The 16,027-nt window shown below is 57.6% G+C and carries 15 protein-coding genes; 5 read left to right on the plus strand and 10 right to left on the minus strand.

The features are described from left to right. Positions 1 to 53 precede the first annotated feature (53 nt). From ACR0M2_RS04875 to ACR0M2_RS04885, 3 genes are all read left to right on the plus strand, one after another. Positions 54 to 1,073 (plus strand): ribose-phosphate pyrophosphokinase, encoded by a 1,020-nt coding sequence (locus ACR0M2_RS04875; protein ID WP_170347825.1) that lies wholly within the window; start codon positions 54 to 56, stop codon positions 1,071 to 1,073. Positions 1,074 to 1,176: 103 nt separating this feature from the next. Then, on the plus strand, positions 1,177 to 1,626 hold the full coding sequence (rpiB, locus tag ACR0M2_RS04880; protein WP_480704160.1) for a ribose 5-phosphate isomerase B: 450 nt from the start codon (positions 1,177 to 1,179) through the stop codon (positions 1,624 to 1,626). 301 nt (positions 1,627 to 1,927) lie between these two features. After that, entirely contained in the window at positions 1,928 to 2,611 is a 684-nt protein-coding gene (locus tag ACR0M2_RS04885) for a hypothetical protein (RefSeq protein ID WP_480704161.1), read from the plus strand. 61 nt (positions 2,612 to 2,672) lie between these two features. On the opposite strand, the gene ACR0M2_RS04890 is transcribed toward ACR0M2_RS04885, so the two are convergent. The 7 genes from ACR0M2_RS04890 to ACR0M2_RS04920 form a co-directional block, all read right to left on the minus strand. Further along, positions 2,673 to 3,023, minus strand: coding sequence for an H-type lectin domain-containing protein (locus tag ACR0M2_RS04890; protein ID WP_226688780.1), 351 nt, complete (start codon positions 3,021 to 3,023; stop codon positions 2,673 to 2,675). Between the two features lie 117 nt (positions 3,024 to 3,140). Then, positions 3,141 to 3,551 (minus strand): F0F1 ATP synthase subunit epsilon, encoded by a 411-nt coding sequence (locus ACR0M2_RS04895; RefSeq protein ID WP_058280015.1) that lies wholly within the window; start codon positions 3,549 to 3,551, stop codon positions 3,141 to 3,143. A gap of 12 nt (positions 3,552 to 3,563) precedes the next feature. Further along, complete coding sequence (atpD, locus tag ACR0M2_RS04900; RefSeq protein WP_170347820.1) at positions 3,564 to 4,988, minus strand: F0F1 ATP synthase subunit beta; 1,425 nt, start codon at positions 4,986 to 4,988, stop codon at positions 3,564 to 3,566. Positions 4,989 to 5,007: 19 nt separating this feature from the next. Beyond that, the gene (locus tag ACR0M2_RS04905; RefSeq protein WP_058280013.1) at positions 5,008 to 5,883 is read right to left on the minus strand and encodes a F0F1 ATP synthase subunit gamma; all 876 of its coding nucleotides are present in this window, start codon (positions 5,881 to 5,883) and stop codon (positions 5,008 to 5,010) included. A 15-nt stretch (positions 5,884 to 5,898) separates the two neighbouring features. Then, complete coding sequence (atpA, locus tag ACR0M2_RS04910) at positions 5,899 to 7,437, minus strand: F0F1 ATP synthase subunit alpha (RefSeq protein ID WP_170347819.1); 1,539 nt, start codon at positions 7,435 to 7,437, stop codon at positions 5,899 to 5,901. Next, positions 7,438 to 7,998, minus strand: a complete 561-nt coding sequence (locus ACR0M2_RS04915; protein ID WP_170347818.1) for a F0F1 ATP synthase subunit delta — start codon at positions 7,996 to 7,998, stop codon at positions 7,438 to 7,440. 311 nt (positions 7,999 to 8,309) lie between these two features. Further along, complete coding sequence (locus ACR0M2_RS04920; protein WP_480704162.1) at positions 8,310 to 9,044, minus strand: methyltransferase domain-containing protein; 735 nt, start codon at positions 9,042 to 9,044, stop codon at positions 8,310 to 8,312. Between the two features lie 61 nt (positions 9,045 to 9,105). Here ACR0M2_RS04920 and gloB point away from each other — a divergent pair, with 61 nt between their 5' ends. Then, positions 9,106 to 9,873, plus strand: a complete 768-nt coding sequence (gloB, locus tag ACR0M2_RS04925; protein ID WP_480704163.1) for a hydroxyacylglutathione hydrolase — start codon at positions 9,106 to 9,108, stop codon at positions 9,871 to 9,873. A gap of 166 nt (positions 9,874 to 10,039) precedes the next feature. Continuing rightward, complete coding sequence (gene clpA, locus ACR0M2_RS04930) at positions 10,040 to 12,364, plus strand: ATP-dependent Clp protease ATP-binding subunit ClpA (RefSeq protein ID WP_170408964.1); 2,325 nt, start codon at positions 10,040 to 10,042, stop codon at positions 12,362 to 12,364. A gap of 52 nt (positions 12,365 to 12,416) precedes the next feature. Here the strand turns inward: clpA and ACR0M2_RS04935 are convergent, their stop codons facing one another. The 3 genes from ACR0M2_RS04935 to ACR0M2_RS04945 form a co-directional block, all read right to left on the minus strand. Continuing rightward, on the minus strand, positions 12,417 to 12,947 hold the full coding sequence (locus ACR0M2_RS04935) for a phosphotransferase (RefSeq protein ID WP_480704164.1): 531 nt from the start codon (positions 12,945 to 12,947) through the stop codon (positions 12,417 to 12,419). 230 nt (positions 12,948 to 13,177) lie between these two features. Further along, entirely contained in the window at positions 13,178 to 14,815 is a 1,638-nt protein-coding gene (locus tag ACR0M2_RS04940) for a peptidoglycan -binding protein (RefSeq protein ID WP_480704165.1), read from the minus strand. 3 nt (positions 14,816 to 14,818) lie between these two features. Beyond that, positions 14,819 to 15,997: a biopolymer transporter ExbB gene (locus tag ACR0M2_RS04945; RefSeq protein ID WP_170347812.1), complete on the minus strand. Its 1,179-nt coding sequence runs from the start codon at positions 15,995 to 15,997 to the stop codon at positions 14,819 to 14,821. Positions 15,998 to 16,027: the final 30 nt, after the last annotated feature.

Raw genomic sequence — 16,027 nt, forward strand, 5'->3', positions numbered from 1 at the left:
GTCAACATCACGAATCTGTCACATTTGCCATTGCTGCCCGGGGACCTCAGCCGATGCCGACACTCAACGAACCCAAGCTTATCGCTGGGAACGCAAATCTTCCGCTTGCCGAATCCATAGCTCGCCGCATGAGCCTGTATCGCGGCGTCGATCAGGGTCTGGTCGATGCGAGAGTTGAACGGTTCAATGACGGCGAGATTTTCGTCGAAGTGTTCGAAAACGTGCGTGGCGAGGACATGTTCATCGTCCAGCCAACCTCGAACCCCGCCAATGACAATCTGATGGAGCTGCTGATCATTGCCGACGCGCTGCGCCGGTCATCGGCCCAACGGATCACCGCTGTTATCCCCTACTTCGGTTATGCCCGACAGGACCGCCGCACCAAGGCCCGCACGCCGATCAGCGCCAAACTGGTGGCCAACATGCTGACCGGTGCAGGGATCGAGCGGATCCTTACCATGGACCTGCACGCAGCGCAGATTCAGGGGTTCTTCGATATGCCGGTCGACAACCTCTATGCCTCGCCAATCTTTGCACTGGATGTAAAACACCAGTTCAAGAACAACCTGGATGAACTTATGGTTGTCTCGCCCGACGTGGGCGGTGTGGCCCGTGCACGTGAACTTGCCAAACGCATCAGCGCTCCCTTGTCGATCGTTGACAAACGACGCGAAAAGGCTGGCGAAGTGGCAGAAATGACCGTGATCGGCGATGTCAAAGACAAGATTTGCCTGATCGTAGACGACATGTGCGACACTGCCGGCACGTTGTGCAAAGCGGCTCAGGTACTGATGGATAACGGTGCGAAAGAGGTTCACTCTTACATCACACACGGCGTCATGAGCGGCCCGGCAGTCGAACGCGTAACCAATTCGGTAATGAAGTCGTTGGTGCTAACCGACACGATCCAGCCAACCCCAGAGATCGCAAAAGCCAAGAACATCCGCATCGTACCAACGTCTCCGATCTTTACGCAGGCGATCCTGAATATCTGGAACGGTACCAGCGTGTCGTCGCTATTCGAAGACAAGACCTTGATCCCGATCTACGAGTCTATGTACCACATGGACTAAGTTTGGATCGGGCGGTCCTTTTGGGCCGCCCTTCCCTGTGCAGGCCTCCGCGCCCGCGACCAACCTGCCACGAAAATCAGCGTGGTTATCTGTGGAAAGTCCCATGACAGTCAACAAACGCATCGTTCTCTCCAGTGACCACGCAGCCATTGACCTGCGTCAGGCCGTTGCCGCCCATATTGCTGCAAATGGCTGGGAAGTGGTGGACATCGGCCCCACAACTCCCGAAAGCACGCATTACCCCAAGCACGGCAAAGCCGCCGCGCAGGCCGTAGCCTCGGGCGATTGCCTATTGGGAATCGTTCTATGCGGCACCGGTCAAGGCATCATGATGGCCGCCAACAAAGTCCCCGGCATCCGTTGTGGTGTTTGTTCCGACGCGTTTTCGGCCCGGATGATCCGCCAGCATAACGATGCCAACATGCTGTCCATCGGTGCGCGCGTTGTGGGTGAAGGTCAGGCGTTGGATATCGTCGATGCCTTTCTGACCGCCGAATTTGAAGGCGGCCGTCACGCGACCCGTGTGGACATGATTGAGGGAAATGAGGCCTAGAGCAGCATTTCACGCCACTTCAGACCACCGCAATCCTGGCAACGCCCGCTTGCAGAGCTTGGTTGGACCGTGTCTGGAACACGTCAATGCATGTCGGCGAAACAACTTTATGAGCGACCTGTGCCTTAGCGCTACGAATGTTGTCAAACGTAGAAAAGTTCAGACGTCCCACACCCAATTATGTTGCGGCTCCTTTCTTGGCCTCGGCGCATCAATTGCGCTGACGTCGGACCAATTTTCAACACATTGCCCTGGCAAAAAACCTACAAGCACTAACTGATAGAGTTTCAGAACTCGACCCATGTCCAACACAAGCTTTCAAGACCGCATTCAACGCATCAACGCCAATAACCCTCAAGCAACCTCTGACCTTTCGCAAAAAGTAACAAAAGCTCCATCACTCCGACCAAATCACTGGAAGGTCCTTGTCGGCATACTGTTTTTGAGTGTCGGCCAACAAGCAGTAAAACAGGCGAACGAAAGTTACGAGGTTATAAAGCAAAGCTATGGGATCGGTGCCGCAGCCGGGCTGGGTGTTGCGGGGGTGTTCGCGTTAGTGGCTGGCTGTATCCTTATGTACCGCGGCATTTTGGCTGGTAACAAACAGCGGAACAAGGCGATCTCGGACGCCTCCGAAACGGGAGGGCGTCGAAAGCGTATTACGTCAAACAGGGCTCGGACCATATGTTCCATAGTAGGCTTCAGCTTTGGCGCCATTGCCACATTTTACCTTATTACAGGCAAAATCGCCCTCTCGATGGATACCGAGAGTGCCCGAGAGTACGCCCTTGGGGCCAGCGTGATTATGATTGGTCTCCCTATGCTTTCTCTGCTCATAGGATTTATCGGACTTTTCGTGCGTGGTTTTGCCTTGGGTCGTGTTCCCGTCTTTTGCGTGCTTGGAGCCGTCATAACGATTTGCGCCATAATTCTGAGCGGTGCTAATCCTTACGAGTGGAACTGGTTGTTTTCCAGACTACACTGATTATCCCGAAAAGCGCGCAGCATGTTTTTCAAACCACTTCCTGGCTCAGGCGTTGAATCAATCACGAGATATCCCAGTCATCCTCATGTGCGACCTCACCAATGGCCGTCCATGTCACCCGTATCCGGGCAATTCGCGTATCCGACCAGGTTCGGAATACGGCAACAAAGCCCTCAGGTGTAATGTCCGCAGTCGTCACCTCGGCACGTAGCGCCGAGGACGTGTCCACATCCCATAAAGACACCCCAATTTGAACCACCGGTGCGGTTCGAAATGACTGACTGAAGAGGATCGCAGACCGCCGTTCGCGTGGCCCCTCGCCCGTCCACATATCGCCGCCATCAGCGAAATCGGAAAACAGCACTGACTCGCCTTGGTCGATACCAATAGGGTGGGTTCGAAAAGTCTTCATTGTTGATGTCTTTGTCTTTGTATTCCTTACACCTATCCTGCGGCCTCGGCAAAATCACGACAAAAAAACGGCCCCGCGCAGGCGGAGCCGTTAAAATTCACAAGAATTGCCAGAGCCTTACAGGCTCATATGCGTTCCAAGGGCTTCCATGTCGGCCAGCAACTTGGCAGCGTCGTCAACGATGGACTGATCATCGCCTTCCTTCGCTGCCTCGTGCGACGCGCGTGCCTCGGCGATCAGATCGTCCAGGTGTGAGCGTGTCACTTCGGCAACCGGGATCGCCTTTTCGGCCAGAACCGACAGGCCATCGCCATTGATCTGAGCAAACCCACCGGTGACCAGGTATTCGCTGGACCCTTCAGGTGCTTCGACCTTCAGGATGCCCGGGCGCAGCGTGGTGATGGTGGGGGCATGGTCGGGCATTGCCGTCATGTCCCCGTCCGCGCCGGGAATCTGGACCGCCGTCGCGCTGAGCGAAGCAAGGCTCCGCTCGGGGCTGACGAGGTCGAATTGCATCGTGTTTGCCATCAGGGATACTCCTTAGGCGGCTTCTGCGGCCATCTTTTCCGCTTTGGCGATCACTTCGTCGATGCCGCCAACCATCAGGAAGGCCGCTTCGGGCAGGTGATCGTATTCGCCAGCCACAACGGCCTTGAACGACGCGATGGTGACATCCAGAGGAACCTGAACGCCCGGCGAGCCGGTGAAGACCTGCGCCACGTCGAACGGCTGCGACATGAAGCGTTCGATCTTACGGGCACGGGCCACGGTCAGTTTGTCCTCTTCCGACAGCTCGTCCATGCCAAGGATGGCGATGATGTCCTGTAGCGACTTGTAGCGCTGAAGGATCTGCTGAACATCGGTCGCAACCTGATAATGCTCTTCGCCAACGATGGCCGGGTCGAGCAGACGCGAAGTCGAGTCGAGCGGGTCAACCGCAGGGTAGATACCCTTTTCCGAGATCGCTCGGTTAAGAACGGTAGTCGCATCCAAGTGAGCGAACGAGGTTGCCGGCGCAGGGTCGGTAAGGTCGTCCGCAGGCACGTAGATCGCCTGCACCGAGGTGATCGAGCCCGACTTGGTCGAGGTGATGCGTTCCTGCAGGGCACCCATGTCAGTGGCCAGTGTCGGCTGGTAGCCCACCGCCGAAGGAATACGACCCAGCAGAGCCGAAACCTCGGAACCCGCCTGCGTAAAGCGGAAGATGTTGTCGACGAAGAACAGAACGTCGGTACCGGACTGGTCGCGGAACTGCTCGGCCAGGGTCAGGCCGGTCAGAGCAACACGCGCACGCGCTCCGGGAGGTTCGTTCATCTGACCGTAAACCAGGGCCACCTGCGATTCCGACAGGTTGTCCGGCTTGATAACATTCGATTCGATCATCTCGTGGTACAGGTCGTTCCCTTCACGGGTCCGTTCACCAACACCCGCGAACACCGAGAAGCCCGAGTGCACTTTTGCGATGTTGTTGATCAGTTCCATGATCAGAACGGTTTTACCAACGCCGGCGCCGCCGAACAGGCCGATCTTACCGCCTTTGGCGTAAGGGGCCAGCAGGTCCACAACCTTGATGCCGGTGACCAGAACTTCCGACTCGGTCGACTGTTCTGCAAAGGTCGGTGCAGGCTGGTGGATGGCGCGGGATTCGGTTGCCTCAACAGGGCCCTTCTCGTCGATGGGATCGCCAACGACGTTCAGGATGCGGCCCAGGGTGGCGTTACCAACCGGAACCGAGATCGGCGCGCCCATGTCGGTGACTTCCGCGCCACGAACCAGACCTTCGGTCGCGTCCATCGCGATGGTGCGGACAGTGTTTTCACCCAGGTGCTGGGCAACTTCCAGAACCAGACGCTTGCCGTTGTTTTCGGTTTCCAGCGCGTTCAGAATTTCAGGCAGCTGATCTTCGAAGTGCACGTCGACGACGGCCCCGATGATCTGTGTGACTTTGCCTTTTGCATTCGCCATATTGTTGTCTCCGGTTTTCTTACAGCGCTTCGGCGCCGGAAATAATTTCAATCAGCTCGTTGGTGATCACGGCCTGACGCGAGCGGTTGAATTGGATCGTCAACTTGTCGATCATCTCACCCGCGTTGCGTGTCGCGTTGTCCATTGCGGACATCCGTGCACCCTGTTCAGACGCTCCGTTTTCGAGCAGGGCCGAGAAGATCGCGGTTGCAACCCCCTTGGGCAGCAGGTCGGCCAAGATGGCCTCTTCGCTGGGCTCGTAGTCGAAAACAGCACCGCTATCGTCACCCTCGGTTTCCTCGAACGAGGCGGGGATGACCTGCTGTGCCGTCGGGATTTGGGTCACAACGTTGACGAACTTCGAATAGAAGATCGTGGCAACGTCGAACTCACCCCCGTCAAAGCGCGACAGGACGTCCTTCGCGATGTCTTGCGCATTGGTGTAACCCAGACGCTTGACCTCGCTCAGGTCGATATGTCCAACGAACAGATCGCCAAAATCACGCTTCAGCGCGTCGCGGCCTTTTTTGCCGACGGTCAGAACTTTGATCGTCTTGCCTTTGGCGCGCAGCTCGTCCGCCTTTTGGCGGGCCAGCTTGGCGATGTTCGAGTTGAAGCCGCCGCACAGGCCGCGTTCAGCTGTCATGACAACCAGCAGATGGACATCATCACTGCCCGTACCACGGAGCAGCTTGGGGGCGCTGTCGCTGCCCCCGACCGACGCCGCCAGCCCCGCCATCACGGCATTGAACCGTTCGGCATAGGGGCGCGAGGCTTCGGCAGATTCCTGGGCGCGGCGCAGTTTTGCAGCCGCGACCATCTGCATGGCCTTGGTGATCTTGCGGGTCGATTTGACCGACTCGATCCTGTTTTTAAGGTCCTTAAGATTTGGCATATGCCCGCCTCTCCCTTAAGCGAAGGTTGCGGCGTATTCGTCCAGCGCAGCCTTGATCTTATCGGAAGCGTCACCCTTGATCTTGGGATCTTCGTCCGTGATCCACTGAAGCAGATCCGCGTGCTTGCCACGCAGGTGCGCCAGCAGGCCAGCTTCGTAACGGCCAACATCGGACACGTCGATCTTGTCGAGGTAACCGTTGGTACCGGCGAAGATGACGCAGACGATTTCAGCATTGGTCAGCGGCGAGTACTGCGGCTGTTTCATAAGCTCGGTCAGACGCGCACCACGGTTCAGCAGCTGCTGGGTCGCGGCGTCCAGGTCGGAACCGAACTGAGCAAACGCAGCCATTTCACGGTACTGAGCCAGTTCCAGTTTAACCGGACCGGCAACCGACTTCATCGAGTTGGTCTGAGCCGAAGAGCCCACACGCGAAACCGACAGACCGGTGTTCACAGCAGGACGGATACCCTGGTAGAACAGTTCGGTTTCCAGGAAGATCTGGCCGTCGGTGATCGAAATCACGTTGGTCGGAATAAACGCCGAAACGTCACCACCCTGAGTTTCGATAACCGGCAGAGCAGTCAGCGAGCCCGCACCGAAATCCTCGTTCAGCTTGGCCGAACGCTCCAGCAGGCGCGAGTGGAGGTAGAAAACGTCGCCAGGATAGGCTTCACGTCCGGGCGGGCGGCGCAGCAGCAGCGACATCTGACGATAGGACACAGCCTGCTTAGACAAGTCATCATAGATGATCAGCGCGTGACGGCCATTGTCTCGGAAGTATTCGGCCATCGCGGTTGCAGCGTAGGGTGCCAGGAACTGCATTGGTGCCGGGTCGGACGCGGTTGCGGCCACAACGATCGAGTATTCAATCGCACCGGATTCTTCCAGCTTCTTCACCAGCTGCGCAACGGTCGAACGCTTTTGACCGATGGCAACGTAAACGCAGTACAGTTTCTTCGACTCGTCGTCGCCTGCTGCGTCATTGTACACTTTCTGGTTCAGGATCGCGTCCAGAGCAACGGCAGTTTTACCGGTCTGACGGTCACCAATGATCAGCTCACGCTGGCCGCGGCCAATCGGGATCATCGCGTCAACCGATTTCAGGCCGGTTGCCATCGGCTCGTGAACCGACTTACGCGGGATGATGCCTGGTGCCTTAACGTCTGCGACGCCACGCTTGGTTGCGTTGATCGGGCCTTTGCCGTCCAGCGGGTTGCCCAGACCGTCAACAACACGGCCCAGCAGCTCGTCACCGATCGGAACGTCCACGATCGAGTTGGTGCGCTTGACGGTGTCACCTTCTTTAATGTCACGGTCGGAACCGAAGATAACGACACCGACGTTGTCGCTTTCCAGGTTCAGCGCCATGCCCATGATGCCACCGGGGAATTCGACCATCTCACCGGCTTGTACGTTGTCCAGGCCGTATACACGGGCAATCCCGTCACCGACGCTTAGCACGCGGCCAATCTCGGCCACTTCGGCTTCCTGACCAAAATTCTTGATCTGGTCCTTCAGGATTGCAGAAATCTCTGCAGCTTGGATTCCCATTTATCCGACCTCTTTCATTGCATTCTGTAGGGAGTTCAGCTTCGAACGGATCGAGCTATCGATCATTTTCGAGCCCACTTTAACGACAAGACCGCCGATGAGGCTTTCATCAACGGTCGCATTGATTGTCACGGTCTTGCCCACACGCTCGGACAGCGTTTTGGACAGTTTATCCAGTTGGGTCTTGGTCAACGCCTTGGCCGAGGCGACATCGGCGGTCACTTCGCCGCGTTCGTCTGCCAGCATGTCGCGCAGTACCTGCACCAGTTGCGGAATAACAAACAGGCGGCGCTTTTCGGCCATCAGACCCAGCGTGTTGCGCAGGATGGTATGCAGACCCATCTTGTCGGCAATCGCGGTAATCGCTGCTTCCTGTTCGGCGCGGGATACCAGCGGCGATGCAATCAGGTCGCGCAAGTCGGCGCTTTCGCCCAAAGCTGCTGCCAAATCGTTGATGCCGGTTTCCAGACCTGCAAGGTCATTATTCTCTTTGGCGATCTCAAAGATCGCGGTGGCATAGCGTTCAGCAATGCCAGTGGAAATCGAAGCTGGTTCGGACACGTCCACCCTTCCGATATTTGAGGCCCCGATTTTGAGTAGCGGCCGCTACCACGGGGGCGTGAGGAAACCCCGCCCAGACGGCCGGGGATCAAAATCACCGGGGATGTAGCAGAGCCGAACCAAGCTAGCAATATATTATCACGGCAAGCACTTTATCCACAAAATGTTTTGTTTCAATTACTTACGGAGGGTGCGACCCTTTTATCCGGCTGGAAGGCAGGAAAAATGTTACGAAAGTGTAGGTTTTTGCGATTCCTGTGACCTATTTCCCGCAAATTCGGGCGTTGAAACGTCCCAAATCGACACAAGAATTATGCTGGCTTCAACAGTCCATCTAGCGCCTTGATCGGGCGACGTTCGGTATCTTTTGTGACGGTGCCGCTGGGGGGGCGGATGTGCTTGGTGACCTCTACCATCAGCACGCCCCCGGCCATCACCGTTGGCATGCGCTGACCGGTTTTTTCGATCAGACTGCCCGATTTCAACCAGAACCGGCGAAACGATGGCGGCATATACAGGGCCGAGCAGTGGCCTTCGGGAATGAAGTGATGCGCCTTGAGCTGGCTCTCCAACTGCGACGCCGAATACGGGCGCCCGAATCCAAAGGGCGTTCGATCTGATCGCGACCACAGCCCGGCCCGGTTCGGCACAATGAAAATCGCGCGCCCTCCTGGTCCGAGAACCCGCCAGCATTCGTTCAGCAATTCGCTGGGCTGGCCTGAGGTCTCCAACCCGTGCATCACGACCAATTTGTCTACGTGCCCGGTTTCAATGGGCCAGAGTGTTTCTTCGGTCAGCACTGAGACATTGGGCATACCGGCAGGCCAGGGCATGACCCCCTGCGGCCCCGGCATCAAGCCGATCACCCGGCGTGCATCTGCCAGATATGGCCGCAAAAGTGGCACCGCGAAGCCAAAGCCTACTACGGTCTGACCTTTGGCCTCGGGCCACAACTGCGTCAGCCGTCCACGAATAGCGGCCTGCGCGGCACGGCCCAATGTGCTGCGGTAGTAGAAATTCCTCAGATCCTGCACATCAAGATGCATTGCGGACACCCGGTCAATCGGCTTAGCTGGGCGCAGTCTAGCAACGAAAGGGCAAAAGGCCATGCCTCTTGAGATCGTAACCATCCCCTGTCTCAGCGATAATTATGCTTTTCTGGCGCATGACGCCACCAGTGGCCAGACCGCCCTGATTGACGCCCCCGAAGCTGGGCCGATTCTGGCAGAACTGGACGCCCGCGGCTGGACTCTAAGTCACGTGTTGCTGACCCATCATCATTGGGATCATGTCGACGGGCTGACCGGTATTCTGGAAAAACACTCCCCTACGGTCTTCGGTGCCGCTGCCGACGTCCACCGCCTGCCCCCGTTGAACCAACAAGTGGCCGAGGGCGACTCGTTCGAGATTGGCGGCGAACCGGTGCAGGTTTTGGATGTGTCGGGCCATACAGTCGGCCACGTTGCATTTTACATGCCGCAAAGCTCTGCTGTTTTCACCGCTGACAGCCTAATGGCCCTGGGCTGCGGTCGCCTTTTCGAGGGGACCGCGCCGCAGATGTGGGAGTCTCTTTCCAAGTTGGCCGCACTGCCTGACGAAACAATCGTGTACTCGGGTCACGAATATACGCAATCCAACGCCAATTTCGCCACTACGGTCGATCCGGGCAATGCCGCACTGCAGCAACGCATGGCGGATATCGACACCGCCCGCGCCGCCGGAAAACCTACGGTTCCCTCGAGCCTGGCGCTGGAAAAGGCCACAAACCCGTTCTTGCGTGCCACTGATGCGTCGATTCAGGCCAATCTGGGTATGGAAAACGCCGAACCGGCTGCAGTATTTGCCGAAATCAGGGCTAGAAAAGACCGCTTCTAATGCCTATTTCGCCCTCTTCACGGCCACGGTCACAGGAAATGTGACTGTCAAGTGAAAGAAAACCCTTGAAGCCGGGCCACGATCAACCAAACTCTATTAGTATGAGGACATGGTTGAACCGGGGCCACATCCTGCCCCTTTCGACCCAAGATAGAGGAGCACCCGCGTGCCTTCATTCTCGAGCACTTTAGAACAAGCCATCCACGCGGCCCTTGCGGCTGCGAATGAACGGCGACATGAATTTGCAACGCTGGAACATCTGCTGCTGGCGCTGCTGGAAGAACCCGACGCCATCCGCGTCATGAAAGCCTGCAGCGTCGATCTGGAAGAATTGCGCAGCACTTTGGTCGAATTCATCGACGAAGACCTGTCCAATCTGGTCACCGACATTGATGGGTCCGAGGCCGTACCAACCGCCGCTTTCCAGCGCGTGATTCAGCGCGCCGCGATCCACGTGCAAAGTTCGGGCCGCACCGAAGTGACCGGAGCCAACGTACTGGTCGCTATCTTTGCTGAACGCGAAAGCAACGCGGCCTATTTCCTGCAAGAACAGGACATGACGCGCTATGACGCGGTGAATTTCATCGCACACGGTGTGGCCAAAGATCCGGCATATGGCGAAAACCGCTCAGTTTCCGGCGCGGATCAGGTCGAGGAAGAGGCTCAATCCAGCACCACTGATGGTGATCAGAAAGAAAGCGCGCTGGGGAAATATTGCATCGATCTGAACGCCAAGTCGCGTGCAGGCGATGTCGACCCCCTGATCGGTCGCGCCGACGAGGTGGAACGCTGCATTCAGGTGCTATGCCGTCGCCGCAAGAACAACCCGCTGCTGGTGGGTGACCCGGGCGTGGGCAAAACCGCCATTGCCGAGGGTCTGGCCCACAAGATCGTGGGCGGCGAAGCCCCTGATGTGCTGTCGAACACCACCATTTATTCGCTGGATATGGGCGCGCTGCTTGCGGGCACCCGCTATCGCGGTGATTTCGAGGAACGGCTGAAAGCAGTCGTGACGGAATTGGAAGATCACCCCGACGCTGTGCTGTTTATTGACGAGATTCACACCGTGATCGGTGCCGGTGCGACTTCGGGTGGCGCGATGGATGCGTCGAACCTGCTGAAACCTGCCCTGCAGGGCGGCAAGCTGCGCACCATGGGCTCGACCACTTATAAAGAGTTCCGTCAACATTTCGAAAAAGACCGCGCGCTCAGCCGCCGGTTCCAGAAGATCGACGTGAATGAACCTTCGGTCGAAGACAGCGTAAAAATCCTGCGCGGTCTGAAACCCTATTTTGAGAAGCATCACGAGATCAAGTACACTGCGGATGCGATCAAAACCGCCGTAGAACTGTCGGCGCGCTATATCAACGACCGCAAACTGCCAGATAAGGCCATCGACGTGATCGATGAGGCCGGTGCCGCACAGCATCTGGTCGCAGAAAGCAAACGCCGCAAGACCATCGGTGTGAAAGAGATCGAGGCCGTCGTTGCCAAGATCGCGCGCATTCCGCCCAAAAACGTCACCAAGGACGATGCGGAGGTTCTGAAAGATCTGGAAACTTCGTTGAAACGGGTGGTGTTTGGTCAGGACGAAGCTATCGAGGCGCTTTCCAGCGCAATCAAGCTGGCCCGTGCTGGTCTGCGCGAACCAGAAAAACCCATCGGCAACTATCTGTTCGCTGGTCCAACCGGTGTGGGTAAGACCGAAGTGGCCAAACAGTTGGCAGATACGTTGGGCGTGGAACTGCTGCGCTTTGACATGTCGGAATATATGGAGAAACACGCAGTCTCCCGTCTGATCGGTGCCCCTCCGGGTTATGTCGGGTTCGATCAGGGTGGTCTGCTGACTGACGGCGTCGACCAGCATCCGCATTGCGTGCTGCTGCTGGATGAGATCGAAAAGGCCCACCCGGACGTGTTCAACATCCTGCTGCAGGTGATGGACCACGGGGAGCTGACCGATCACAACGGCCGCACGGTGAATTTCCGCAACGTGGTTCTGATCATGACGTCGAACGCGGGTGCGCAGGAACAGGCCAAGGCCGCCATTGGCTTTGCCCGTGACCGCCGCGAGGGCGAGGATACCGCTGCGATCGAACGCATGTTCACGCCGGAATTCCGCAACCGTCTCGACGCCGTAATCTCATTCGCACCTCTGCCGAAAGAGGTCATCCTGCAAGTGGTCGAGAAATTCGTCCTGCAGCTTGAGGCGCAATTGCTGGATCGCAATGTGACCATCGACCTGACACCCAAAGCCGCCGAATGGCTGGCCGACAAGGGTTATGACGACAAGATGGGCGCGCGTCCTTTGGGCCGCGTGATCCAGGAACACATCAAGAAACCTCTGGCCGAAGAACTGCTGTTCGGCAAGCTGGCCAAGGGTGGTGTGGTCCGTGTCTCGGTCAAGAAGGGCGAGTTGAACCTGGAAATCTTTGGCCCCGATCAGCCGCGCATTCCGGGGGACAAGCCCCCGCTGCTGACCGCGGATTGATTGCATCGTAATTCAGAAAGAAACCCGCCTTCATTGGCGGGTTTTTTTATGTTTATTTGGTGCGCTGCGGATGCGGGCTGTGAATATACTCTGATCGACGGCGCCGTAAAGCGCGATAGGCCGACAGAAAGACATGAGCATAACGCAGCCCGTCGAAACTCTGAGACAAAGCGGACAACAACGCGATTCCAACGTCCCTGGCTTTGCGAATGCGCCCGGCCCTGGTTTGCACGAAATATTCGAAATCAATGAAACGAATTCGCTGCCCGTCCCAGCACATATCCCGAAAAGCCGGGCGCCCATGGGCTAGGTCGATTGAATGCAAGCGTGCCAACGCTTGCCCCGCCGCATGACATGCCTTTTCTTTTTCCTCAGCGGTCAAAGAGTTAGACTTGCAGATGTCAGTCAGACTGGCGCCAGCATCTTCAAGCACAAAGTAGTCCGTACCTTCGGTCACAATTGCCGGGACTGGCACACCGCTGTGCCACAGGAAATGATGTGAACACCGGTCCCGGTCGAACGCCATATTCGGAGTTCCCTTTACCAGCCAAAGCAGAGGCGCAGACCGCTCAATGCGCTTCATCCAAAACGGGGTTCCTTTTAAGGTCTCAAACCGGGCCACACGCCGATGAGGTGCTTGCAGGGCTTCATCAACCGCGCTTTGCAATTCAACTGCCAATTTGTTCAAATCCGTACCTGCTCAACCTATGGTGCAGATATAGGGGCATCACACTCGCCTTTCACCCAGCGCGAGCTAAAATTGCGGCGGATCGAAGCCACTTTCGTCTGCCTGAAAAAGCCCATTGTAGCGATTTAACGCTCAGTCAATTTCAACTCGATCCTGCGGTTCTGGGCGCGGGCTTCGGGGGTATCGGCGGGATTGACAGGCTGGAACTCACCAAACCCGTTGGCGGCCAGCCGGTTCGGCGGGATACCCAGCGCTTCGACCATGTATCGCACCACCGAAAGCGCCCGGCCCTGGCTGAGTTCCCAATTGTCGCGATACCGGCCCGTCCCGGCCAGAGGTACGTTGTCCGTGTGGCCATCGACACGGATGACCCAGTTCAGACCCTCGGGAATTTCTGCCGCTACACTGCGCAGGATATTGGCCACCTTGGCGACCTCTTGCTGCCCGACCGGCGACAAAACAGCCGAACCCGTATCGAACAGTACTTCGGATGAGAAAACGAATCTGTCCCCTTCGATCCGTACGCCCTCTTCATCGCCTAAAACTTCACGCAAACGGCCGAAGAACTCGGAACGGTAACGCTGCAGGTCCTCGGCCTGTGCTGCCAGTTCTTCGGCCTCGGCCTCTAGGCGAACGCGCTCGGCCTCTTCCAGCAGTCGGCGGCGACGTTCTTCCGAGGCGGCCCGCGCCAACGCTGCATTCAGGTCCTGACCCAGCGTCTGGATACGAATATCGGCGGCCGCATTGCGCTCCTGATAGTCGTCCAGCAACGCCTGCAACCCACCCAATTGTTCGCGCAGTGCCGCCATTTGCTGATTGAGCAATGCCGTTTCGCGCTGCGCTTTTTCCGAGATCGCCTGCTCATTCGACAGCGTATCACGCGCAACGGCCAGCAAGGCCGCGCGTTCTTCGGCCAATGTGCGTTGTTCCTGCGCTTCTGCCTGAGCCTCGGTTCGAGCTGCCAAAGCCGCCTCAAGCTGGGCTCGCAATTCTTCTGCGTTCAAGGCCCCAAACTGCCGTTCCAATTCGGCTTTTGCAGCCTGTGCAGCGGCCAACAGTGTCAAGGTCTCTTCAGCCTCTTTCCGCTGCGCTTCCAGCGCCAAGGTCATGGCCGTCAGTTCAGCATCCGCGTTCAGCAATCGGTTGCGCAGATTTTCGGCGGCGGCGGCCTCAGCCAGCTTGGCAGCCTCTTCGGTGCTCAGTTGTTCTTCTAGCTCAGAAATCCGCGTGGACTGCGACGCATCGCTTTGTTCCAGATCAGCAACCAAGGCTTCCAGCGCCTCGCGTTGCGCTGCAGCCAGACGCGCGGCTTCGGTCTGTTCATCGATCTCAGCGCGGCTTTGCGCCAAGGCCAGATTCAACGCGCCCTGCTCATCAACCAACTCGGCGATTTGACCCTGTGCACGCTCCTGCTCTACCAGCAGGGCCGCGACCTGAGCCTCAAAATCGGTCAGTTGGATCTGCGCTTGCACCAGTTCGTTCTCTACCTGCGACAGAGTCGAGTTCAACACACCCAACCGCGCTTGCAACCGGCTGTTTTCCCGTTCTTCCAGCCCCAACGCTCCGGCCAGCGCAGCAACCTCATCCGACAAGGCGGTCAGTTCGTCCTCTTGCCCGGAAATAGTCTCACGCAGCACAAACTGCACGACCATGAAGATCGTCAGCACAAATGTCAGCACCATCAGGAGCCCGGTGATCGCATCCACGAAACCGGGCCAGACCGAACCTTGAAACCGTTGACCGGTGCGTCGGGACAGAGCCATGGATTACTCTCCTTCCGGAGCAGTACGCACGGCGCCTCGGGGTAAGGTAAGGGCTTTGACCAGCAATTCGATATCCTTGCGCAACTCGCTCATGCTTTCCTGACGGCCAGCCGAGATTTCTTCGAGAATACGAAGCAACTGCACATCCATCGAGCGCAGGCGCATACGGCTTTCGGCGTCTATCCCGTCTCCAGCGCCCTGTTCGCGCATGTGATCCAGCAGGGCGTCCTGCCCAAGCGCAACCCGTTCCAAGGCAGCTGTCACGCCCTCGGTATCGGACTGTCGCACGTTCATTTCGCCGATCGAATCCGCCAATTGGCCCAGTTTGGACGACACCGCAGCGCGATCAGCCTCTTGCGCTGAAAACAGATCCTGCAGCGCGTTCATCTGTTCGGACATGGCATCCAATACTGGCGTCAGAACCGCCAGTTCAGCGCCACCTTCATCGCTGGCCCCGAAGCCAACGCGGGTGATCGAGGACAACCATTCCTCAAGCTCGCGGTAGAACCGGTTCTGTCCATGGCCCGCAAACAATTCCAGCAGACCAACGATCAGCGAGCCAGCCAGACCCAACAACGAAGACCCGAAGGCCACGCCCATGCCCTGCAGCTGCGATTCCAGCCCGACCATAAGGCGATTGAACACGGCCAGCCCCTCTTCACCTTCCTGCGGGTTAAGGCTGCGGATTGTGTCCACGATGGCGGGAACCGTGGTGGCCAGCCCGAAGAACGTACCCAAAAGACCCAGATAGATCAGGACGTTGGTGATATAACGGGTGATCTCACGTTCTTCCTCGACCCGTTCTGCGACTGAATCCAGAATGGACCGTGTCGAGGTTGAGCTGATCTGAGACCGCGCGCCCCGTTCGCGCAGCAGGGATGCCAACGGTGCCAGCAATTGCGGTGTGCGGGCATCTTCGCGCACAACACCGCCCACAAACGCCTCGATCCATCGGACAGAGCCGATCAGTTGGGTCACCTGAAAAAAACAGGCGAAAACACCGATGATGAACACCAAGATAATAAAGCCGTTCAGGTATGGGTTGGCCTCAATCACCGGCATCACATAGGGCAAGGCCATAAAGACGCCCAACCCGGCCAGACCTATTGCGACCAACATCATCACAATCTGTCGAATGGGATGCGAGAAATGAGGTCTCGCGCCCTGATGTGCCTGCGCCATGCGCGTGGTTCCCGGTTTTTGCCTGCTCTA

Source organism: Ruegeria sp. BE10, assembly GCF_056538905.1.